The sequence below is a fragment of the Carboxydothermus ferrireducens DSM 11255 genome (assembly GCF_000427565.1).
GTDB lineage: Bacteria > Bacillota > Z-2901 > Carboxydothermales > Carboxydothermaceae > Carboxydothermus > Carboxydothermus hydrogenoformans.
This window is the reverse complement of the sequence record NZ_ATYG01000020.1, coordinates 23,017-44,772: the sequence shown is the minus strand read 5'-3', so window position 1 is coordinate 44,772 and position 21,756 is coordinate 23,017. Positions and strand designations below refer to the sequence as shown.

The following is a 21,756-nucleotide window of genomic DNA, read 5'->3' as shown; positions in this document are numbered from 1 at the left end:
TCAGGCGCCGTTAGAGAATTTTTTTGTTACTTAAACCTCCACCAGTTCCGCTTTCATACTCTCTAAATCCACCACCGCAAAGGTTCCCTTGCCGGTCAAGACTCCCGCCAGTTCCCCGGGATTCACATGCAAAGTTTTGCCCTGTAACGTAATATGGGCCCGGTGGGTGTGGCCGGTTACCACCAAATCATATTTACCGCATTCCACCAGTGCCCGGGTTAAGACTTCACTCGTGCCGTGATAAACAGCAATTTTTCGCCCGGCAATTTCCACTTCACCGGCCTCATGGTAGTACTCAATGCCAAGTTTATCCACAACTTCCCTAAAGTAGTAATGCTCCCCTTCGTTGTTGCCAAAAACGGTAATAAGCCGTCCTTCCCGGCCAAGACCTTTTTTCAGGGCTATGGCCGCAAAGGGTGCCACCCAGTCGCCGGCATGGATTACGGTGGTAATCCCCTTTTCTTTAAAATACTCCACCGCTTTCTGGACATTGGCTAAATTATCATGGCTATCCGACACGAGACCAATTAACATATAAAACCCCCTCCTTAAACTTCAAGCTTTTTAAAACTTTCCTTCGCAATCTTTAAAGTATATGTTAAAATACCTACACCTAAAATAAAAGATAAAACTACAAAGCCAAGGGTTAAAGGCCAAAACGAAATTTTAAATTTTAAAAATAACAACCAATAGAGACCTATTTGCATAAAAGGAAAAAATATTCCTACCGTGGCGTTGAGATTTTGTTTAAAAGCTTTTTGCGGGTGGTCCCAGTTCAAATACGGGTGCTTTAAGTCAAGTAAAAGCCCGGCTGCCAGAACCGGTAAAGAGCTTAAAAGTACCGCCGGTAAAATAAATAAGGCTTTTAAACCCGAAATCTTCAAAAGAAACGCACCCCCTACCGCGAAAAGCGAAGCTATTATCCCAAATACATAACCGTGGGCCAGCTTCCCTAAAAGCCAGGTTTTTTCTGAGACCGGAAGACTTTTAAGGTAGTAAAGCTCTTTGGCCTCCCGGGAGATGGCGGTAGAGGTGATATTGGTGGCCGCAGCCAAAAAGACCCCAAGGGATAAAAGGCCGGCTAAAAGATAATTCTCAAAAGCTTTGTTAGCTAAAAGCTTTTTAATTTCACTTAAGCCTGCAATTCCCTGAAAATAAAAGGAAATACCAAAAACAAAGGGTATGATAATAATAACAAGCGGACCGTTTAAGAAATAAACCGGTTCGCGGTTCATAAGCCGGATTTCCCGCAGAAGGTTCGAAGTAAAGACAGGTTTTGGGGTAAAAGTTAACTCCCCTTTTACCCTCCGGCGTCCACCGCCCCCTTCCGCCCCCACTTTTAAGCTCTTTTCGTAAGCCCGCCCCAGGATATAAAGGCCTAAAGCTAAAAGGCCAAGGCTAAGAATAATGTTAGCCCCCAGGGAAAAAGCTTTTATAGTAACATCCTCTCCGGTTAAAGATTTCACCGTAAGCAAGGCCGGAAGGTAAATCTTATAAAGCTTCAGGTTTATAAGGTTGGGGTCGGAAAATTTTGCGACAAGCATTCCCGGATTTTTCTCGGCCAGTTGCACAGTATTGGAAAATTTTTGGATAAGTATCGCTGCTCCAAGGCCAATAATGCCGCCCACGTACATGAGCAAATCTTTTTTCCGGGCAAAGGAGAAGCTTCTAAAAATCAGGACAAAAACGATAAAGACTAAAGTTAGGGGTAAAACAGGTAAAAGAAACAAATTCAAAAAAGCAGTAACCCAGTAAAGCAAGCCTTCACCACCAAAATAACCGTAAACCCCGGCAGGTATTCCGAAGAAAAGTACGGCAAGCGGCAGGTGGTAAAAATAATTTACCAGTATTTTCGCCCCTAAAAGTTCTCTCCCTTTTAACGGCAAAGCCAAAAGATACTCCGCTCCATCGTAATAGTAACCCGAAAGGATCGCTATTACGCCCAGAGCTAAGATAATTAAAACGGTATTTACCGTTCCCAGGGCCAGCACGGTGGATTCAAGATTCACCGGCTTTAAAGCCAGGAAAAGATTTTTATAAAAAACAACGTTCATGGAAAAAAGGCCCGACAGGGAGAAAAGGATTAAGACGATAAAGCCAATAGCCTTTAAAAATTCTTTGGGATTTTGGCGATAATAGGAAAAAGGCCGAACCGCCAGCAAAACTTTTGTTAACTGCAAAGTTTTTCTCATGACCGCACCAGCTCCAGGAAGAGCTCTTCCAGGCTTTTATCTTCCTGCTTCTGGGTTTTTAGATCTTCCATGGTTCCGGTAAAGATTAGCTTTCCTTTTTTAATAATCCCTAAAGTAGTGCAGAGCCTTTCCGCCACTTCTAAAATATGGGTTGAGAAAAACACCGTTTTACCCCGGGCAGCGTAATCCTGCATAAGCTTTTTTAAGTTAAAAGACGACTCCGGGTCCAGGCCGGTCATCGGTTCATCCAAGATCCAGATGTCCGGGTCGTGGACCAGCGAAGCAATAACCAGAAGTTTTTGCTTCATCCCGTGGGAGTAGCTGCCAATTCTATCGTTTATCGCCCCTTCCAGGCTAAAAAGTTTTAAAAGGGGGCGAATCCTTTCTTCCCTGAGCTTAGCCGGGACTTCATACACATCCGCCACGAAATTTAAAAATTCAAGGCCGGAAAGCCTGGGGAAAATTTCCGAAATATCCGGCACATAACCAAATTTTCTCTTAGCCCTAAGGGGCTCTTTTAAAAGGTCAATCCCACATAATTCCACTTCCCCGGTGTCCGGAGCCAATATTCCGGTCATAATTTTAATGGTGGTAGTTTTCCCCGCCCCATTGGGGCCTAAAAAGCCAAAAATTTCCCCCGGCGGTACCGTGAGATTTAAATTATCCACCGCCCGGACCTTTCCCCCTCCGTAAGTTTTGGAAATATTTTTTAAACGGATGATATAAACCACTCCCCTCGGCAAAAAATACTAACTCTTAACCTTGGGAAACCGGTAGTGCCCGACAATACCGGGGAGCCACAGCAATAGTTCATCGGCTTCCCGGGTGTAGGGTCCGGCGTTGTGGATAATGTAAGGTACCCCATCCCGCCTTCTTTTATCGGAGATAATCGCTATATGCTGGGGATTTTTAAACACTACAATGTCTCCCCCCTGCCACTCTTTTAAATTCTCCGGATCTCCGGGGATAAGTTTGGTAGTTAAAATCTGAGCATGACGGCGAAAAAAGACATCTAAATTGGGCACCCGGCGAAAATCAATGTTGGGGTCGGGTTTTCCCCCTACCCGGGGATAAGCATTAAGATTATTTTTAATATCTTCATCGACCATCGCCTTTAAATTATAACCTGCATTTTTAAACGCCCGCCAGATGACATCGGAGCAGACCCCCTCGTTATCCGGAGGATAGCCTCCTGCATAATAAGCGCTCCGGTAACGGGGCTTATTGGCCACATCTTTCCGCGCTCCCTGAACTATATCATCTAAGTCATAAATCCCATCGCCATCCTGGTCGTGTTTAAGTACCACCTTTTCCACCTGCACCCGGGGCGAAAACTGGGCTTTTACAGTTAAGTAAAGATATTTATAAATAGCACCATCTCTATAAATAAATGACAAAATTCCTAATCCTAAAACAACGAACAACAAAATCCCCTTTAATTTCGGGCCAACGGCTATCATCTCCAGCTTTTTGGTTATTTTTGTTATATATTCGTCCCGGTTTTTAAAATTCCTCTAATCCTCGCTGAAAAACAAGGCACAAATAAAACCGGCGTTTCAGCCGGCATCAATCAATAACTCCTGCGGGATTACCAAAGGCTACAATTTCGCCATCTTTTATCAGTAAAAATTTATCGGCAAAACGTAACGCCTGATTCAGGTCATGCAGAGCAGTAATAACCGTCATTTTCCGCTCCCGGGCAAACTCCTGCAACCAACCCGTGCCAGTCGCACAAAATAACGGAAATCCTTAAACAGTTTTCCGTTATCAACTAACTTCACCTTTTAGATCTCTTTTTTCGGAAATATCCTCTTCCTTTAAAACCAAACTTACAAACACTTTAACCAAGTCCGGATCAAATTGAGTACCGGAACCTTTTAAAAGTTCCTTTAATACTTCTTTGCGCGTAAGGGGTGCTCGATAAGGTCGCGGGGATAACATCGCATCATAGGCATCAATAATTGCCATAATGCGACTTAAGTACGCAATTTCTTCGCCCCTTAACCCCTGGGGATAACCCTTCCCATCCCAGCGTTCATGGTGTTGTAAAATAAGGGGAGCTATAGCCGAAAGTTCCCCGGAGGTCAATGCAATTCGGTAACCAATCTCCGGATGGCGCTCAATAATCCGCCTTTCCTCAGGAGATAAGGGCTCAGGCTTATTTAAAACATTTTCCGGAACCCCCAGTTTGCCTATATCGTGCATTTCCACCAAAAGGACAAGCTTATCCATCTCCTCCCGGGGTAATTTTAAAGCTGCACCAAATTTTAGGGCAACTTTTTTCATCCGTTCGGTATTGTGAAAATCCCTTTCCATTAAAGCGGTTTTTAGAGCTTTAACCAACGCCACCCGGGCATCATTACCACTGGCAAGTTTGTTTCTATACATCGCATCATCGGCTTCCCGCAAAGTTTCCCAGAGGGAAGCCCCCGGTTTTAACGCGGTTGAAACGCCGATAGATAAACTTAGGGGTAAATCGGGGTGAAGTTTATTATACTCCCCTACCTTTTCCAGGATTCTCTGGGCAATTTCTTCGGCCGCTTCTCTTGAAGTACCGGGCAAAAGAATGCCAAATTCATCGCCACCAATTCGCGCTACTACATCCGATTGTCTTACTCCATTTCTTAATACTTCGGCAGCCCTTTTTAATAATAAGTCTCCCTTATCATGACCAAACATATCATTTACCGCTTTTAAGTTATCTAAATCACAAATCAAGACACTAATAGGGTATTCCCGACCTTTTTCCATCCGCTTTACTTCTTCTTCAAAAAATGCTCGATTATACAGACCTGTTAACACATCTCTGGTACTGCAATATTTTAATTCATTTTCCATAATTTTTCTTTCGGTTACGTCCCGAACGCACTGGACGGCCCCCAGCAAATTGCCTTCATCATCCTCAATAGGTGCAGCTAATGTCCAGTAACAGGCTCCCTTTCCCCCATAAGCATTTGGCGCCACCCCTTCTCCGACAATCACCTTACCTCTTTTTTCTAATTTTTCATAACCATTTATACCAATCTCACCATAATTGCCAAGCACCAGGTCTACGCAAATTGGCTTTCTTTTCCCAAAAAACGGCTCAGCATATATGTAGTCGCCTTTTCCCAGAATCTCTTCTTTCTTAACCCCGGTCATCTCTTCCATCGCCTGGTTCCAGACAATCACCCGTCCATATTTATCAATCGCTAAAGTAGCATCGGGTAAGGAATCAATAATTTTTTCATATAAATAAAGCTTTTCTAACAGATTTTCCCCCCTTTCAAGGGCCGTTATAAATCTCTCCACCGCTGAAAGCTTCTCTTCGGAAAGTTCTTTCACCATCCGGATAAGTTTATCCTTCAGGGCAGTCACTTTTCTCATCCTTTCGGGTAAAGGACACCACATTTCCTTTATAATAAATTTCATTTAATTTATTAAGCTATAAACGTTATTTATACACTTCGCCGTAACTCAAAATAATCCTGCACCTTTTGGCAAAAAATTTAAACCGGCTTTTTTAGCCGGTATAGGGATATACTTTTTAAATAATCAAGCGGGTGAAATACAGAATAATCCAGGCGGCCGGAATTAAGATGGCCTGGCTTAAAAGAGTTCCTAAAAATTTGCTTATCACCAGGGACAAAACAAGCCGGTTCAGCGAATCCAGCGGCAAGGCTCCATTTAAGACCCTGTCGGTTACCATTGCCGAATACGGGTCAACCAGTAAAACCAAAACTATCGTTGCAAAACCGTTGATAATTCCGGAGAGCTGACTGGCAGTTAAGCGGTATTCCGGGTTTAAAACTCCGGCATACATTGCCGATAAAACACCGGTGGTATAAATACCGGTTATTATAAGGTTTAATAAAAGGATTTTATAGGGCATTTGCTCCCGGGCAAGTTTTTTTACCGATTTAAAAGGTACTCCCCGAATATTTTCCTTTATAGCCTGGGTTTTCCGCTGCCGCAGGGTCACAATTATGAGCCTGGGAACGGAACCAACTTCATCCAATTTATTTAAAGCTATAGTAAAAAAATTTATAAAGGTAGGTATTAATACTGCCCCAATCAACGTACCGGCGGTTGCTCCAAGGAGTACCCAGCGAAAAACCATTTCCAACCCGGCCAAATCATGTTTAAGCAAAGCAATTTCCACGATACTACCCAAAAGGGGTGCTTGAATCATATTAGAAGTTCTCGACACCAGGACAATAATATTAAAAACCGAACCCGCCAAAGCAAGTTTTTTAGTTTTAATTCCCGCTATCCGGGCAGCAAACGACAAGGTATCTATCAGATGGATAATTAAGGTTAACAAAACCACCAAAGCAATCCGGTTAAATTCCATAGCTATCTCCTTAAATTATTTTTAATTCTTTTCTATTATAGCATTTTAAACACCGGCTATTAAAGAAAAAAGCAGGCAAAAAATATTGCCCGCTATAAGCGTTTTTCAATTGTACCCCCGCCTAAAAGTTCATCACCCCGGTAAAATACCACCGCCTGTCCGGGAGTAATTGCCCGCTGGGGTTCATTAAACACCACCTTCACCTTATCTTTTCCTATCCTTTCCACCACCGCCGGCTGCGGTTTGGCATTATACCGTATTTGAGCTTGGGCTTCAAACCTTTCCGGTATTTCATCAAACCAGAGGAAATTTAAATCCGAAGCAATCAAGCCCGGGCTGAAAATCTCCGAAGCTTCCCCGATAACCACTTCGTTGGTTTCAGGTCTAATATCAACCACATAATACGGCTTTCCTAAAGCCAGGCCCAGCCCTTTGCGCTGGCCAATAGTGTAGTAGGGGTAACCCTGGTGCTGTCCTAAAACTCGCCCGTTTACATCCACAAAATTACCCGGTTTAATTTCTTCTCCCCGGCGCTCCTTGAGAAACTTGCGGTAGTCGTTATCCGGTACAAAGCAAATCTCCTGGCTTTCCGGCTTATCTGCCGTTACTAAGTTGTACTTCCGGGCAAGTTCTCGCACCTGTTCCTTAGTATATTCCCCGAGCGGGAGTAATAACCTTCGTAACATCTCCTGGGTAAGATTGTATAAAACATAAGTCTGATCTTTTTTTCGGTCTACACCGCGAAATAGCCCGTATTTACCTATATCATCCTTGTAAACTACCCGGGCATAATGACCGGTGGCCATGTAATCCATTCCAAGGCTTAACGCTTTTTTTAACAAAGCGTCAAATTTAATATAACGATTACAGGCAATACAGGGATTGGGAGTACGCCCCCGCAGGTATTCTTCGGTAAAGTAGTCTATTACTTTTCTTTCAAACAGTTCCCGAAAATTCAAGACATAATAAGGTATTCCCAAACGATCTGCTACCCGCCGGGCATCATTAACCGCATAAATTGAGCAACAGCCCACGTATTCTTCCCCGATAACCTCAATTTTCGGGTCCCAGATTTGCATGGTAACCCCTACTACTTCATACCCCTGTTCCAGTAATAAAGCCGCAGTAACGGAGCTATCAACTCCTCCGCTCATGGCCACCAGTACTTTTTTTCTACCTATAACGTCCACTCCTTCCCAGGAAAAGAAAGCGGTAATGTACCGCTTTCTTATTTTTGCCCTTTTTTCTTTAAGTAATCCTCGATAGCAACTTTTAAGGCATCGGCAGCTAAATTGGAACAGTGCATTTTTTGCGGTGGTAACCCATCCAAAGCATCGGCCACAGCTTTGTTGGTAATCTTCATTGCTTCTTCGATAGTCTTCCCTTTTACCATTTCGGTCACCATAGAACTGGTAGCGATAGCTGCCCCGCAGCCAAAAGTTTTAAATTTTACATCGGTAATTTTATCACCATCTACTTTAATGTAAATCCGCATGATGTCGCCGCAGGAAGGATTACCTACTTCCCCGACTCCATCAGCATCGGGGATTTCCCCAACATTTCGCGGATTGGTGAAATGGTCCATAACTTTTTCGCTATACATCATAATTACTCTCCCCCCAACACTTTTTGGTTATAAAGCGGAGACATCTCCCGCAATCTTTCCACAATTCCCGGAAGAACCTCCAGGACATAATCAATTTGTTCTTCGGTATTGGCTTTACCTAAAGTAAGCCTCAACGAACCATGGGCAACTTCATGGGGAATTCCCATGGCCAGCAAAACATGGGATGGATCCAGGGAGCCGGAAGTGCAGGCAGAACCGCTGGAAGCGGCAATTCCTTTCATATCCAGCATTAAAAGCATTGACTCCCCTTCCACAAATTCCACGCTGAAATTAGCATTATGCGGAAGTCTTTTGGTAGGATGCCCGTTTAACCGGACATAGGGAATCCTCTCCAAAACTCCCTTAATGAGCTTGTCCCGTAATTTTGTTAATCTTGCCGATTCCTCCGGCATTTCGGCAACAGCAAGCTCAATCGCTTTTCCAAGCCCCACAATGCCCGCTACGTTTTCGGTGCCGGGTCGCCGTTTTCTCTCCTGGCCCCCGCCATTGGCCAGGGGCTCAAGTTTTAATCCTTTTCTTACATACAAAGCCCCTACCCCTTTGGGTCCATAAATTTTATGGGCCGAAAGGGATAATAAATCAACTTTTAGCTCTTTTACATCCACCGGTATTTTACCAACCGTCTGGACGGCATCGGTGTGAAAGTAAACCCCTTTTTCCCTGGCAATTTCTCCTATTTCGGCAATAGGTTGAATGGTACCAACTTCGTTATTGGCATGCATGATGGTAATTAAAATTGTTTTATCGGTAATGGCTTTTTTCACATCTTCCACCGATACCATTCCGTATTCGTCTACCGGTAAAACGGTTACTTCAAAACCTTCCTTTTGTAAAGCCAAACACGCATCCAGAACCGCATGATGTTCTACAGCAGAAGTTATGATGTGATTTCCCTTATGCTTATAGGCCCGGGCGATTCCCTTAATCGCCAAGTTATCCGCTTCCGTTCCCCCTCCGGTAAATACTATTTCGCCGGGGTCGGAAGCGTTTATCGCCTTCGCGACTTTCTCCCGGGCATCCTCGATAGCCTTTCTTGCTTCCCGTCCAAAAGCATGAATGCTGGAGGGATTGCCAAACTTCTCGGTTAAATAGGGCATCATTTCCTCCAATACTTCCCGGGATAAAGGAGTAGTAGCTCCGTGATCCAGGTAAATCCGTTCCATAGCTGAATCCTCCTAACTAAAATTAAATATAATACATTAAATTTTGGTTTTGATTTTTTTTGGCTTCTTCAATCATATCCTTTAAGGTAATGGAGTCCAGCACCTTATTTAAAGCATCCCGCACTCTGGCCCAAACCACGCGCGAAATGCAGGCATCCGCCTGGTCGCAAGCTTCTTTCACATTTTCGGAAACGCATTCCACCGGTGCTATGGGCCCTTCTAAGACTCTCACAACTTCTCCAACGGTAATTTCTTCGGGAAGGCGATTTAAAAGGTAACCTCCCTGAGCTCCCCGCACACTTTTAATGAGGCCGGCTTTCCGCAGTACCGAAAAAAGCTGCTCTAAATACGGTTCAGAAATCATCTGGCGCCGCGCAATCTCTGAAATAGGAACCGGCCCTTCCCCATAATGCAATGCTAAATCATAAATTGCCTTCAAACCATAATGCCCTCGGGTCGAAAGTCGCATGGTTCACCACCAATTCCGAGTAAATTACTTTACTTTCAAAAACATCATAGCACTTACTCAAGTTTATGTCAAGAATTCCGATTTATTTAGTAAAGTTTTTTACTTTTCCCCACAATTCCTTCAGCCGCTGTTTTATCTGGGCTTCCTGCCCGGAATCGGAAGGCTCGTAAAAACGCTGGCCTTTTAAGTTTTCCGGTAAATATTCTTCAAGGACGAAGTGACCAGGGTAATCGTGAGGGTACTTGTAACCTTTTCCCCTTCCCAACTCTTTAGCTCCCGCATAATGGGCATCCCTTAAATGCTGGGGAATTGGGCCATTTTCCCCTTTTCGCACCACCGCAAGTGCCCTGTCAATAGCTTTTATCACCGCATTGGATTTGGGAGCACAGGCAATATAAATAGCTGCTTCCGCCAGCGGTAATCTTGCTTCCGGCATTCCCACAAACTCTAAAGCGTGAAAAGCCGCTACCGCCACATTTAAAGCCATGGGATCGGCAAGCCCCACATCTTCCGCCGCATGAACGATTAATCTTCGGGCAATAAACCGCGGGTCTTCACCGGCTTCGAGCATGCGGGCCAAGTAATACACTGCCGCATCCGGATCGGAACCGCGCAAACTTTTAATAAATGCTGAGATCGTATCGTAATGATTATCCCCTTCTTTATCGTAAACAATTGCTTTTTTCTGCATTGATTGCTCGATAATTTCAACGGTAATTTTCCGCACTCCGTCCTCGTCCGGCGGGGTAGTTAAAACCGCAAGTTCAATGCCGTTTAACGCCGCCCGGGCATCTCCCGCCGCCATGGTAACTAAATGGTCAAGGGCTTCTTCAGCAATTTCCACCTTATACTCGCCAAGCCCCCGTTCCTTATCCACAAGAGCTCTTCTCACAATTTCTCTTATATGTTCCGGCTCTAAAGGTTTAAACTCAAAAATCCGGGAACGGGATAAAAGGGGAGCGTTTACTTCAAAATACGGATTTTCGGTGGTTGCCCCAATTAACACTATGGTTCCAGCTTCCACCTCGGGTAATAACGCATCTTGCTGGGCTTTATTAAAGCGGTGGATTTCATCAATAAACAAAACAGTCCTCTCGCCATAATATTTTTCCCGCTCCTTAGCTTTTTTTATTACTTCTCTTATTTCCCCAACCCCCGAAGTTACCGCATTTATACTCTCAAAGCCGCTTTTGGTGGTAGAAGCGATAATTCTTGCTAAGGTTGTTTTACCCGTTCCGGGGGGACCGTAAAAAATTAAAGAACCAAGCCGGTCACTTAAAATAGCCCGTCTTAACAGTTTACCTTCACCCAAGATATGCTCCTGGCCTACAAACTCGTCCAGACTCCTCGGTCGCATGCGATAGGCTAAAGGAGCTTCCTTATTCACTTTATTTTTGGCAGTATCCCACAAATCCATAAAACTCCCCTTCCGACCGCAAAATAAAAAAATGCGCTTTTTTAAAATAAAGCGCACTTAATCGCTCATTACAAATTTTTTATAATAATTTTCATTAATTCGTTTTTATGTTTAAACCCGACCGTTCTTCCCACTTCTTCCCCATTTTTAATAAAAAGAAGAGTCGGAATACTCATAATCCCGTAACGTCTTGGTGTTTCCGGGTTACTATCGACATCAAGTTTTCCAACGGTTAGTTTTCCTTCATATTCCTGGGCAATCTCTTCTAAAATCGGTGCTATCATCCGGCAGGGGCCACACCATTCGGCCCAAAAATCAACAATTATAAGTCCTTCTCTTTTTAGTGCTTCGGTTTCAAAATTTTCATCGGTTAAGGTAATAATACCCATTTTAAAAACCGCTCCTTTCCCCCCGGTAAATATCAACCCCACTTATAAATTATACTCCTCTAAATATTTTATTGTCAATTAAAGCAAAACTTGAGGTCCATTACAAAATCTTATGCCTTAGCAAAAGGTCTTTTACCGCCTCCCCGGCAGCAATTAACCCGGCGGTAGCCGTTACAAACATAACGCTTCCCGGAAGGTGCTTTTTCTCCGCCGGCAACGGCTCATCACTGGTACCTCTTTCCAGTACCGGCGGTTCTTCCGAAAATACAACTTTTACCCCTTGATAAATCCCTTCTTTTTTAAGGGCCTGTCGAACCCGCCTTGTTAGAGGACAGGTATGGGTCCTGGAAATATCGGCAACTTTAAATCTTGTAGGGTCTAGCCGATTACCAGCTCCCATGACCGAAATAAAAGGTATATATTTTCGATACATGTAGGTGATTAACGCAATTTTATTTTTTAACGTATCGATAGCATCCACCACATAGTCAGGGTTGTACCTGAAAAATCTCTCGGTATTTTCCGGTGTTAACTTTTCCGTTACGGTTATAACCTCAGCTTCAGGATTAATCTCCCGGATTCTCTTAGCCAAAACCTCCGCCTTTAAGAGCCCCACCGTTGACTCCAGCGCTGGAAGCTGACGGTTGATATTGGTAAGGCTTACACGGTCGAAATCCACCAAAACCATGGAGCCTACCCCCGTTCGGGCTAAAGCCTCAACGGCCGGAGAACCAACCCCACCCAGCCCAAAAACCATCACCCGGCTTCTATGTAAAACTTTAAGCCCTTCGCTACCTATTAAAATTTCCGTTCGGGAAAACCGGTGCATAGCAACACCTCGCAGCATAAATTGACACAAGAAAACCCCGCTTTGCCGTAATCCACGAAGTTCCGAACCCCTTCTCTACCAGGTGGGTGTCCTCCTGATTGCTTTGGGCTTCCCCTAAGCGGGGCATGCACGCCACAACCAGAGTCCGGACTCCCTTTGTATGAGTGTTGGATACGAACTTCCCGGTGGACTACGCACAAAGCAGGGTGCGTTTTCTTGGTTAAATCATAACACAAAATCGTACTGCTCTCAAGGTTCTAATTTTTGGATTATTGCTGCTCTTTAACCGGCAAATCCACTTTAATGTGAAGTTCCTTTAGCTGACGGCGTTCAACAACATTAGGCGCACCAACCATTAAGTCGGTAGCACTTTGGGTTTTGGGGAAGGCAATTACATCCCGGATAGACTCTCTTCCGGCCATCAGCATTACCAGCCGGTCAAAGCCAAAAGCAATACCGCCGTGAGGAGGTGTACCGTATTCAAAAGCTTCTAACATAAAGCCAAATTTTTCCTTGGCTTCTTCCTCCGAAAGGCCAATTAATTTAAACATCTTTTCCTGGATATCCCGGCGGTGAATCCGAATGCTACCACCACCAATTTCCACACCGTTTAAGACCATGTCATAAGCTTTAGCCCGAACCAGTAACGGATTTTCATCCATCAGAGGTAAATCTTCATCCATCGGTGCCGTAAAAGGATGATGCATCGCTACAAACCTTTTCTCTTCGTTATCATATTCTAAAAGCGGGAAATCTATCACCCAGAGGAAGTTAAACTCCTTTTCGGGAATTAGCCCAAGTCTTTCAGCAAGATGGAGTCGTAAGTTCCCCAAAGCTTGAGCAGCCACTTCCGGTTTATCCGCTACAAAGAATAAAATGTCACCGGGTTCGCCCTGTAAAGCATTAATCACCGCTCTTAATTCTTCTTCTTTAAAGAATTTTGCAATTGGCGACTTTACTTCTTCAGGCGTTAAAATTAAATACGCAAGACCTTTGGCACCAAAGTTACCCACAAACTTCGTAAGATCATCCAGGTCTTTGCGGCTAAAACCCGCACAACCTTTGGCGTTTAAACCGCGGATTACCCCCCCGGCATGAGCTACCGTTTGAAACACTTTAAACTCCACATCTTTTACCAGTTCAGTAACATCGGTAATTTCCAGTCCAAACCGTAAATCAGGCTTATCGGTACCGTATTTTAGCATGGCTTCCTGGTAGGAAATCCGCTTAAAGGGCGTTTTAACCTCAACCCCAATTGCTTCTTTAAATACGTAAGCTATCATTTCTTCCATTAAACTCATGATGTCTTCCCGGTCAATGAACGACATTTCAATATCAATCTGGGTGAACTCCGGCTGCCGGTCCGCCCGCAAATCTTCATCCCTGAAGCAACGAACAATCTGGAAGTACCGTTCCATCCCGGCAACCATTAAAATTTGCTTAAAGATTTGCGGTGACTGGGGCAACGCATAAAATTTTCCGGGGTTTAACCGGCTTGGTACCAAAAAGTCCCGGGCCCCTTCGGGCGTACTCTTGGTCAGCATTGGCGTTTCAATTTCCCAGAAGCCATGCCGGTCCAAAAAGTCCCGAACCGCTTTCGCCGCTTTGTGGCGAAGTTCAAGAGCCCGCTGCATTTCGGGGCGCCGTAAGTCCAAATAACGGTACCGAAGCCGCACCTGTTCATCCACATCAATCCCGTCTTCAATGTAAAAAGGCGGAGTTTTTGCTTTATTTAAAACCTCGACTTTGCTGGCATAAACTTCCACTTCTCCGGTTAAAAGGTTGGGGTTTTCCGTACCTTCCGGGCGGAGTCTCACCGTTCCCTCTATGGCTAAAACGTACTCGTTTCTTACCGCCTCCGCTACCCGAAAAGCCTCCAGATCCACGTCAGGAGAAAAAACCACCTGCACGATTCCCGAACGGTCTCTTAAATCTACAAAGATTAGACCGCCATGATCCCTTCTCCTCTGTACCCAGCCGTTTAAAATAACCTTTTGGCCGGCATGTTGTTTCCGTAACTCTCCACAGTAATGGCTTCTTTTAAGCATTGTCCTAACCCCTTTCCCTGGCATATTTTTCGATAATTTCATCCCGGGAAAGCTCTACCTGCTCACCCGTATCCAAGTCTCTTAAAATAAACCTGCCTGACTTTAACTCCTCTTCGCCAATAATTAATGCCGCTTTTGCTTTTAGGCGGTTTGCCGCCTTTAACTGAGCCTTCAAGCTTTTCCCCTGATAATCGGTTTCTACCCAGAGGTTCAGCCTCCGTAATTCATTTATTAAAGGAAACCCATACTCGCGGGCTTCTTCTCCCAAAAGGCAGACGAAAAGGTCCGGCACCGGAACGGAAATCTCTTCGCTTTTTCTTTTTAAAGCCAAGATAGTTCTTTCTTCCCCCAAAGCAAAGCCTATTCCCGGCTGATCCGGCCCTCCGATCTCCCGGATTAAGCCGTTATACCTTCCTCCGCCGCCAATGGAGCTTTGGGCTCCTATCTCCGGCACCACAAACTCAAAAGCTGTCTTGGTATAATAATCAAGCCCCCTTACTAAAAAGGGGTCAATTACGTATTTTACTTGAGCTAAATCCAGGTATTTCCTAACCTCGATAAAATGCTCCCGGCAATCGGGGCAAAGCTCCGATAAGGGCGTGGGAGCATTCTGGGCGATTTTTTGACAGCTTTCATTTTTGCAATCCAAAATTCTCAAGGGATTTCGGTTAAGCCTTGCTTTACACAAGTCGCATAATTCCTCTTTACGCTCTTCAAAATATTCAATAAGTTTCTCCCGTAAGCTTTTCCGGCACTCAGGGCAACCTACGCTATTTAAGCGAAGCTCAACGTCATTCAGGCCAATCTCCCGGTAAAACTCCAGCGCCATTAAAATTACTTCCGCATCCACCATGGGCTCATCGCTACCCAGGATTTCAACCCCGAGCTGGTGAAACTGCCGAAGCCTTCCGGCCTGGGGTTTATCGTAACGAAACATCGGTCCAATGTAAAAATACTTCGCAGGACCGGGGTCGGCGTATTTTTTTGCTTCGACATACGCTCTAATCACCGCAGCCGTTCCCTCGGGCCGTAAGGTTATTGACCTTCCGGCCTTATCTAAAAAAGTATACATCTCTTTTTCTACAATATCGGTGGTTTCCCCGACTCCCCGCTCAAAAAGCTCCGTATGCTCAAAAATCGGGGTGCGAATTTCCTGATAGCCAAACCTCCGGCATACTTCGCGAAACTTCCGCTCTATCTCCTCCCACAGGAAAACTTCCGGTGGAAAAAGGTCGTTAGTGCCTTTAGGTTTCTGGGTAAGCATCTATAAAAATACCCCCTTTTCTATAAACTAAAACCCGCCCCTGGAATACCCAGGGACGGGATTACCCGCGGTGCCACCCTGCTTGAAGGTAGAAACCTTCCGCTCTTGGCCGTAACGGGGCCAAACCGTCTTAACCTACTTAAACCTTTCAGTTAAGCCGCCTCCCGGGTGTTCCTTTAAACCGGCATTCAGAGAAAAGCTCTCAATCGCGGCTTTTCCTCCCTGTCTGAAGCCCCCTGGTTTAAAAGTCCCGGTCATTGCGTTTCGTTAATTCATTTTAACCTTAGAACAGCCTGTTGTCAATAATGCCTTTTCCGCACAAAGCCAAAGCTGATTTTTCTTCAAACTCCTGACCACCTTTATTTGTTAACTTGTTTTATTTTATTCAACAAATTTTAGGGTTTTCCTGCCAGTAATTTTGCGAAAGCTCCCGGTATTTTTGGGCAATTCTCGACCAGTCATAATAACTGTGGATAAATTCGCGGTTTAAATTCCAGATTTGCTCCTCTCCAAGTTTTTCGTAAAGTTCAAGGAGCCTTTTGCCTTTGTCCACTATTTCCCTTACCCCTTCAGCAGTACGCAGTTTACTCAAGATAAAGGTATCTAAGCTTAAATTAAATCCCTTTTTCTTTAAAAATGCGGTGTAATTGGTAATTATCGAAGCCATACCTCCTTCTCCGTCCACCAGAGGCAGCGCACCCGCTGCAATCCCTTCCACCGCAACCATGCCAAAAGCCTCCTTCACCAATGAAGGAACTACCAAAAGCTTTGCTCGCTGAATTACTGCTGCTAATTCCGGGTGAAAAATCTGCCCGGTAAATACCACTCTATCGCCTGTCAGGTTTTGGCGTGCTAACTTTAAGTATTGCTCTTTTTCGCTCTTCGTAAGCTCTTCATAAAACATTTTCCCGGGATTGGGATAACCTTCTTCGCCGTAATTTAAAATTTCCGCTACCAAATCCTCCCGGTTTTCTCTTAAAAAATAAACCAATGCCTCCACTACCTCCCGGTAGAGTCCGTGGCCCACAAAAGCAGCATTAACCTTTTCTTCCAAAAGATACGGTAGGGCCAGGGCTAAAAGCTGGGGTCCTTTGGCATATAAATGTTTTCCCAAAAATAAGATTAAATTTCGTCCCCTACTTACCTTATTTAGCTTTTCCCCGGCGTGTTGGTCTGTCAGGGAATAGTCATAATTTTTGCGGATAAAATCTATATATTTCAACAGCTCATTTAGCGATCTTACCTGACTTAACCCATGATAAAAGCTTTCTTCGGTTTCCTTACTTCTTCCATTACCTTTAATTTGTAACAGATTTACTGCTGCAAGTTCACCAAAAAGTTTCCCGTCTACTCCTGGAGTAATCTCTGTAATTTTTTCCGGAAAGTCAAGGTACGGTTTTAATCTCCGGGTTAGTTCATTGCTTAACGTAATAACTTTGTAAGCTCCTTTAATTCCTTCCAGTGCATAAAAATGGTAGCGTTCATCCCGTTCAATGGTATAGCTAATGTCACTTCCATGAACGGTTATGCTGTAAGGTATACCAAGCTGTTTCACAATATAGGGATTAATTATTAAATGCTGGGCAAAAACAAATTGAATATTGTGGTTTGCGCTAATTATTTTTAGTGAAGTCACCATTTCATTAATATACCGCTCTAATTCTTCAATTGAGAGCTCGGTAAAAGTTTTTACCTTAAATCCCGGGTAATCATCATAAACAAAAACCGGTAAAATACTGGTTTTAGGATTATATAAAATTACTTTTCCCCCGGGATTATGATAATAAGGCACGAGTTTTCCGGTATCCGGCTCAACTATAATGGCATCCCGGATAAAGGAATACTTTTCAGGGTTTCTTTCCTGACACACCAATACGGTTTTTAGATCTTTTTCAGCAAAGTTAGAGGCCAAGTTTCGTACCAAGAGATTACTTCCACTCCCGGAAAGAAAGTAACCGTGAAGAAGGAGTAATTCCTGCACAAAACTTCACCTCTCTTTTTTTAAATTTAGAAGCTTAAATTATCAAAAACCATCATCAATAAAAACCCAAAAATAACCCCAAAAGTAGCCAGACTTTCACCGCCTTTAGCATGGGTTTCGGGAATTATTTCATCGGAAATTACGTAAATCATTGCTCCTGCGGCCAAGCTTAACGCAAAGGGTAAAATGCTCCCTGAAAGACTGCCAAGAAAAGCCCCTATTACTCCTCCTACTGGTTCGGCAAGCCCGGTTAAAAAAGTAATCCCAATTATTTTCCAGGTGGAAAAGGAAAAACCGACAAGACTTACCGCCACCGATAACCCTTCCGGAATGTTTTGAAGACCAATTCCTAAAGCTAAACTTAAGGCTTTGGTGATATCCTTTTCTAAAAAGCCAATACCTACTGCCATCCCTTCGGGAAAGTTATGAATGGTGATTGCCAAGATAAATAACCATATCTTATTTAAATCACTCTTTGGACCCTCAGTTCCAGAAGCCGGATGGAAGTGCGGGATTAATCGGTCCAAAAAATAAACAAACAAGGAACCGGTTAAAAAGCCTAAAGCTGTTAAAAAAATTCCACCGGTCTCTAAAGCCGGCAGTAAAAGACTAAAAAAAGATGCAGCAAGCATAATACCGGCAGCAAAGCCTAAAAGTACGCCTATCGTGCTTTTCGGAAACTCTTTTTTAAAAAGTAGTAAAAAAGAACCAAGCCCGGTAGCAAGGCCAGTTAAAAGAGAAGCTAAAAACGACGCCATAAACTTCCTCCGAAAGTTTTAATTTAAGCAATTTACCGGGAATATTTTACCATTTATTGAGTATTTTTTTCTATAATTCGACACTTTTTATCAGAAGCTTAATTTATAATTTGGGACAGGTAACAGGCTTGGGAATTGAATACTAAGAAAACCATAAAATAATTGGCACTTGCGGCTTTGTCTAAAAGAGTAAAGCCTTCCGCTTAATGCAGAAGGCTTACATTTTCATCCGGGCAATTCTATCTTTTTTATATTCGTTAAGTACCCGGGACACCTTATCCCATTCAGCGGCTCGTTTGTCCAAAAATTCCGCCGTAGCTCCCGTTAAAACTTCGTCTGCTCCTTCGTGGGTTGGGTGAGCATTACTTTCGGCAACGATATCTCTTAAGGCCTGAGGAACATCAATAATTGGACAGGGAGCAAAGTAATTTTCCGAGAAGGGCTGGCGTTTCTGATAAGCTGTAAACAGCGGATTCTTTAAAACTTCTTTTAAAGATTTCTCATTAATATTATCTACAGCAAAATGAACAAAAGCGCAGGGCTCTACCTCACCTTTAGCATTAATGTGGAAATAACTTCTACCCCCGGCAATACAACCATGGGTAATATGGCCGTCATTCCAGAAATCGGCAATCATGATTGGTTTGGTAATCCGCAAAACCGGGATTCTCTGGGCTAAATAAAGTCGCTCTTCGGGGGTCAGCATCAAGGAAGTATCGGGATTTTTACCTACCGGTACATAATGGAAAGACCAGATGTACTTAACTCCTTTTTCAACCAGGAAATCGATAAACTCATCGGATGTAAGCTCCAGGTAATTTTCCCGGGTTACCGTTACCGAAGCTCCAAAATATACTCCCCGTTCGCGCAGTAAATCCATAGCCCGGGTAATCTTGGCAAATACCCCTTTGCCCCGCCGGGCATCGGTCCGCTCTTCAAACCCTTCAATACTGATAGCCGGAGAGAAGTTACCAACTTTTGCTATTTTATCGGCCATCTTTTCGTCAATTAAAGTTCCGTTGGTATAGGCCATAAACGCCATATCGTTATGTTTTTCAAAGAGTTCAAAGAGGCGCTCGTACATTAAAGGTTCGCCACCGGATAAAACAATAAAGTAAATTCCCAGCTCTTTGGCTTCATTAAATAACCGATCCAACCGTTCAAAGGAAAGCTCCGGACCTTTTTGATATTTTCCTGCCCAGCAGCCGGTACAGCCAAGATTGCACCGTGAAGTCGGATCCACCAGGATGGTAAAGGGAACGTGAACACCGGTCTCAGCTTTATACTGCTTTTGCCTGGGAATCCCAAACAATACCCCATTTATAATGGTATTATAAGCAAGCTTGGATATGATTTGGGGATTTGTTTCAGCAAAAAACCGGCGAAACTGTTCTTTAACCGCAGGGTATTTTTCATAGCTCTCTATAAGGTAGTTAATATAAGCTTTATGGTTTTCTTCCCGGGCAATTTTGTGTAAAAGTTTTAAAATATTTAAGATATTTTTTTCCGGGTCTTTCTCTAAGTATTTAAGAAGCTCATTTAAAAGTTTTTCTGCTACAAACTTTTTAGCAAACTCCACATTAACCTTAAGCGCCATACCCCCACCTCCGAAATTAATTTTATACCCAAAAATCCAAAATTTCCTTGAAAAAAATTTAGGTTCTCACCTCCCGGTGAAAAGCTTCAAGGAGCAAAAGCAGCGCCTTTGCCTCTTCTAAAGCTAAGTTTTCAATACAAGCAGTAAATTTGCCGAGACTCTTTTTGATCTTTCCAATTTCTTTCTGTCCCCGTTCGTTTATGTGTAAAAGCCCCAATATAAAGCCCGGAAGCTGTTTTAATTGAAATTCAACAGGTTTCTGCGGCCAGATCTGCGGAAAACGGGCAAGTTCCTTAATATTTACTTTATGCAGCACAACCGTTAAATATGCCAAAAAAGTGGAACAGTAGACAAAAGGAGTATTTTCTGAAGCCAGCTCTTCCTTCATTTTCTTTAAAACACCGGAAAGACTCTTGGTTTTAACTTCGCGAATCTTTCTTAAAAGCTCCTCTTCTATATCTTTAGGTACCATTTTTTGTTTTATTTTGGGAATAAAGCCCACCGCTGAGCGTCCCGGTGCGGACTTACCCTTTTCCAAAAGATACTCCCTGATTACCAGTCCTTCCTTCTCTAAAGCCCTTAACATATCGTACGCGGTCCAGCGGCTAACCTTCATCTCTTCCGCTAAAATTTGATACGATACCGGAAATTTTAGCTTATCGTAAAGCTCTCTTAATTTGGCTAAAAACTGTTCCTTGCGTTTTGTAAGACCCAATTTTATACCCCCAAAAAACCAAAATTTTAATTATATTTTATACTCTATTTTAGGAAATATGCAAGATAGTGTTATTGTGTTTTAGTCTTAATTTCTGTTTAACATTGATTTTTCACAACTTAAATATTTCTTTAATTACCTCTTCAAGCATTCAATAATTATTTGCTATTTCTTTAATACTATTTCCCTTCTCATGCTCTCTTTTAATTGCAACAACTAAATTTTGATACACTTCAGGATGTAAAAGTTCTAAATGTACTGGATATTCAGTTTTATTTATTTTTTCTCCGCAATATTTACAGTTCATTTTTTTAGCCATTTTTACTACAACCCCTGCCCTATGTCTAAAATCACCTAAACCCTTATTCCACCTTATAATTAGTGATAAGCAATTCCTTTATTAATCCTCTACCTCGCCCATCTGAGTTTATCGATCTTCTTGCCATAACCCGATAAATATTAAAATCTTTATATAAATCATCAAAAAAATTATCATTTGGGTCTTCATTCTTGGGGTCAGAATTACTTAAAAGAAGAAAAGCACCTAATTCGTTCATTTGGGCATAAAACCGGGCAAGTTCAATTTGGTCTTTATCTGTAAAATCACTTTTACTATATGATGTAAAATTAGAAGTTTTATTTAACGGACGGTATGGGGGGTCAAAATAGACAAAACTATCTTTTGAAATATACTTAGCACTTTCCCGATAATCACCAGCAAAAATTTGAACCTTTTGTAATAGTGAACTTACCAAGTAAAGATTTCTTTCATCACAGATAGTTGGATTTTTATAATCACCATAAGGAACATTAAATTTGCCTTCTTTATTAACCCTGTAAAGCCCATTAAAACAAGTGCGATTAAGAAAAATAAACTTAGCAGCTCTTTCAATATCTATGTGGTCTATACTACTAACTTTAGAATTATACTCATCTCTTATCTCGTAATACATTTTTTTTCTATTATCATTGTC

21 protein-coding genes, 1 other RNA gene and 1 other annotated feature are annotated in these 21,756 nt (G+C 43.0%); all 22 genes read right to left on the bottom strand.

Annotated features, from left to right (window positions below; translation table 11 throughout):
• Nucleotides 1-30: 30 nt before the first annotated feature.
• On the bottom strand, nucleotides 31-534 hold the full coding sequence (locus tag CARFE_RS0108345) for a metallophosphoesterase (RefSeq protein ID WP_028052424.1): 504 nt from the start codon (nucleotides 532-534) through the stop codon (nucleotides 31-33).
• Between the two features lie 14 nt (nucleotides 535-548).
• Nucleotides 549-2,192, bottom strand: coding sequence for a hypothetical protein (locus CARFE_RS0108340; RefSeq protein ID WP_028052423.1), 1,644 nt, complete (start codon nucleotides 2,190-2,192; stop codon nucleotides 549-551).
• Nucleotides 2,189-2,935 (bottom strand): ABC transporter ATP-binding protein, encoded by a 747-nt coding sequence (locus tag CARFE_RS0108335; RefSeq protein ID WP_034541912.1) that lies wholly within the window; start codon nucleotides 2,933-2,935, stop codon nucleotides 2,189-2,191. The genes CARFE_RS0108340 and CARFE_RS0108335 overlap by 4 nt, the downstream gene beginning before the upstream one ends.
• Nucleotides 2,936-2,941: 6 nt before the next feature.
• A complete protein-coding gene (locus CARFE_RS0108330) occupies nucleotides 2,942-3,616 on the bottom strand; it encodes a DUF1287 domain-containing protein (protein WP_245570768.1) in 675 nt (224 codons plus the stop codon).
• 343 nt (nucleotides 3,617-3,959) lie between these two features.
• On the bottom strand, nucleotides 3,960-5,558 hold the full coding sequence (locus CARFE_RS0108310) for a diguanylate cyclase (RefSeq protein ID WP_218852460.1): 1,599 nt from the start codon (nucleotides 5,556-5,558) through the stop codon (nucleotides 3,960-3,962).
• Nucleotides 5,559-5,718: 160 nt separating this feature from the next.
• Nucleotides 5,719-6,525: a lipid II flippase Amj family protein gene (locus tag CARFE_RS0108305; RefSeq protein WP_028052419.1), complete on the bottom strand. Its 807-nt coding sequence runs from the start codon at nucleotides 6,523-6,525 to the stop codon at nucleotides 5,719-5,721.
• A 92-nt stretch (nucleotides 6,526-6,617) separates the two neighbouring features.
• Nucleotides 6,618-7,715: a tRNA 2-thiouridine(34) synthase MnmA gene (mnmA, locus tag CARFE_RS0108295; RefSeq protein ID WP_028052418.1), complete on the bottom strand. Its 1,098-nt coding sequence runs from the start codon at nucleotides 7,713-7,715 to the stop codon at nucleotides 6,618-6,620.
• Nucleotides 7,716-7,753: 38 nt separating this feature from the next.
• On the bottom strand, nucleotides 7,754-8,131 hold the full coding sequence (nifU, locus tag CARFE_RS0108290; protein ID WP_011345084.1) for a Fe-S cluster assembly scaffold protein NifU: 378 nt from the start codon (nucleotides 8,129-8,131) through the stop codon (nucleotides 7,754-7,756).
• 2 nt (nucleotides 8,132-8,133) lie between these two features.
• Nucleotides 8,134-9,315, bottom strand: a complete 1,182-nt coding sequence (nifS, locus tag CARFE_RS0108285; protein WP_028052416.1) for a cysteine desulfurase NifS — start codon at nucleotides 9,313-9,315, stop codon at nucleotides 8,134-8,136.
• Between the two features lie 22 nt (nucleotides 9,316-9,337).
• A complete protein-coding gene (locus tag CARFE_RS0108280; RefSeq protein WP_028052415.1) occupies nucleotides 9,338-9,784 on the bottom strand; it encodes an RrF2 family transcriptional regulator in 447 nt (148 codons plus the stop codon).
• Between the two features lie 82 nt (nucleotides 9,785-9,866).
• Complete coding sequence (locus tag CARFE_RS0108275; protein ID WP_028052414.1) at nucleotides 9,867-11,201, bottom strand: AAA family ATPase; 1,335 nt, start codon at nucleotides 11,199-11,201, stop codon at nucleotides 9,867-9,869.
• Between the two features lie 68 nt (nucleotides 11,202-11,269).
• Nucleotides 11,270-11,590, bottom strand: a complete 321-nt coding sequence (gene trxA, locus CARFE_RS0108270; protein WP_011345088.1) for a thioredoxin — start codon at nucleotides 11,588-11,590, stop codon at nucleotides 11,270-11,272.
• Nucleotides 11,591-11,690: 100 nt separating this feature from the next.
• On the bottom strand, nucleotides 11,691-12,419 hold the full coding sequence (locus CARFE_RS0108265; protein ID WP_028052413.1) for a tRNA threonylcarbamoyladenosine dehydratase: 729 nt from the start codon (nucleotides 12,417-12,419) through the stop codon (nucleotides 11,691-11,693).
• Between the two features lie 30 nt (nucleotides 12,420-12,449).
• Nucleotides 12,450-12,630: non-coding RNA, 6S RNA (gene ssrS / locus CARFE_RS15950), on the bottom strand.
• 58 nt (nucleotides 12,631-12,688) lie between these two features.
• The gene (aspS, locus tag CARFE_RS0108260; RefSeq protein ID WP_154652743.1) at nucleotides 12,689-14,467 is read right to left on the bottom strand and encodes an aspartate--tRNA ligase; all 1,779 of its coding nucleotides are present in this window, start codon (nucleotides 14,465-14,467) and stop codon (nucleotides 12,689-12,691) included.
• Nucleotides 14,468-14,471: 4 nt separating this feature from the next.
• Complete coding sequence (gene hisS / locus CARFE_RS0108255; RefSeq protein WP_028052411.1) at nucleotides 14,472-15,731, bottom strand: histidine--tRNA ligase; 1,260 nt, start codon at nucleotides 15,729-15,731, stop codon at nucleotides 14,472-14,474.
• Nucleotides 15,732-15,779: 48 nt separating this feature from the next.
• Nucleotides 15,780-15,998 (bottom strand) — a binding site (T-box leader).
• Nucleotides 15,999-16,116: 118 nt separating this feature from the next.
• Nucleotides 16,117-17,712 carry a glycosyltransferase gene (locus CARFE_RS0108245; RefSeq protein WP_028052410.1) on the bottom strand — a complete coding sequence of 532 codons (1,596 nt, stop codon included), beginning with the start codon at nucleotides 17,710-17,712 and terminating at the stop codon, nucleotides 16,117-16,119.
• A gap of 26 nt (nucleotides 17,713-17,738) precedes the next feature.
• Nucleotides 17,739-18,470, bottom strand: coding sequence for a ZIP family metal transporter (locus CARFE_RS0108240; RefSeq protein ID WP_028052409.1), 732 nt, complete (start codon nucleotides 18,468-18,470; stop codon nucleotides 17,739-17,741).
• Nucleotides 18,471-18,687: 217 nt separating this feature from the next.
• Nucleotides 18,688-20,067: a radical SAM protein gene (locus CARFE_RS0108235; protein WP_028052408.1), complete on the bottom strand. Its 1,380-nt coding sequence runs from the start codon at nucleotides 20,065-20,067 to the stop codon at nucleotides 18,688-18,690.
• 58 nt (nucleotides 20,068-20,125) lie between these two features.
• Nucleotides 20,126-20,782 (bottom strand): helix-turn-helix domain-containing protein, encoded by a 657-nt coding sequence (locus tag CARFE_RS15620; protein ID WP_011345096.1) that lies wholly within the window; start codon nucleotides 20,780-20,782, stop codon nucleotides 20,126-20,128.
• A gap of 151 nt (nucleotides 20,783-20,933) precedes the next feature.
• The gene (locus CARFE_RS16190; RefSeq protein ID WP_179393707.1) at nucleotides 20,934-21,101 is read right to left on the bottom strand and encodes a hypothetical protein; all 168 of its coding nucleotides are present in this window, start codon (nucleotides 21,099-21,101) and stop codon (nucleotides 20,934-20,936) included.
• Nucleotides 21,102-21,144: 43 nt separating this feature from the next.
• A complete protein-coding gene (locus CARFE_RS16925) occupies nucleotides 21,145-21,735 on the bottom strand; it encodes a DNA adenine methylase (protein ID WP_257020497.1) in 591 nt (196 codons plus the stop codon).
• Nucleotides 21,736-21,756: the final 21 nt, after the last annotated feature.

Excerpts from the sequence above, each read along its gene's own strand:
- CARFE_RS0108345 (WP_028052424.1), bottom strand. The coding sequence starts at position 534 with ATGTTAATTGGTCTCGTGTCGGATAGCCATGATAATTTAGCCAATGTC.
- CARFE_RS0108340 (WP_028052423.1), bottom strand. The coding sequence starts at position 2,192 with ATGAGAAAAACTTTGCAGTTAACAAAAGTTTTGCTGGCGGTTCGGCCT.
- CARFE_RS0108310 (WP_218852460.1), bottom strand. The coding sequence starts at position 5,558 with ATGAGAAAAGTGACTGCCCTGAAGGATAAACTTATCCGGATGGTGAAA.
- CARFE_RS0108305 (WP_028052419.1), bottom strand. The coding sequence starts at position 6,525 with ATGGAATTTAACCGGATTGCTTTGGTGGTTTTGTTAACCTTAATTATC.
- nifU (WP_011345084.1), bottom strand. The coding sequence starts at position 8,131 with ATGATGTATAGCGAAAAAGTTATGGACCATTTCACCAATCCGCGAAAT.
- nifS (WP_028052416.1), bottom strand. The coding sequence starts at position 9,315 with ATGGAACGGATTTACCTGGATCACGGAGCTACTACTCCTTTATCCCGG.
- CARFE_RS0108280 (WP_028052415.1), bottom strand. The coding sequence starts at position 9,784 with ATGCGACTTTCGACCCGAGGGCATTATGGTTTGAAGGCAATTTATGAT.
- CARFE_RS0108275 (WP_028052414.1), bottom strand. The coding sequence starts at position 11,201 with ATGGATTTGTGGGATACTGCCAAAAATAAAGTGAATAAGGAAGCTCCT.
- trxA (WP_011345088.1), bottom strand. The coding sequence starts at position 11,590 with ATGGGTATTATTACCTTAACCGATGAAAATTTTGAAACCGAAGCACTA.
- CARFE_RS0108265 (WP_028052413.1), bottom strand. The coding sequence starts at position 12,419 with ATGCACCGGTTTTCCCGAACGGAAATTTTAATAGGTAGCGAAGGGCTT.
- aspS (WP_154652743.1), bottom strand. The coding sequence starts at position 14,467 with ATGCTTAAAAGAAGCCATTACTGTGGAGAGTTACGGAAACAACATGCC.
- hisS (WP_028052411.1), bottom strand. The coding sequence starts at position 15,731 with ATGCTTACCCAGAAACCTAAAGGCACTAACGACCTTTTTCCACCGGAA.
- CARFE_RS0108240 (WP_028052409.1), bottom strand. The coding sequence starts at position 18,470 with ATGGCGTCGTTTTTAGCTTCTCTTTTAACTGGCCTTGCTACCGGGCTT.
- CARFE_RS0108235 (WP_028052408.1), bottom strand. The coding sequence starts at position 20,067 with ATGGCGCTTAAGGTTAATGTGGAGTTTGCTAAAAAGTTTGTAGCAGAA.
- CARFE_RS16190 (WP_179393707.1), bottom strand. The coding sequence starts at position 21,101 with ATGGCTAAAAAAATGAACTGTAAATATTGCGGAGAAAAAATAAATAAA.
- CARFE_RS16925 (WP_257020497.1), bottom strand. The coding sequence starts at position 21,735 with ATGTATTACGAGATAAGAGATGAGTATAATTCTAAAGTTAGTAGTATA.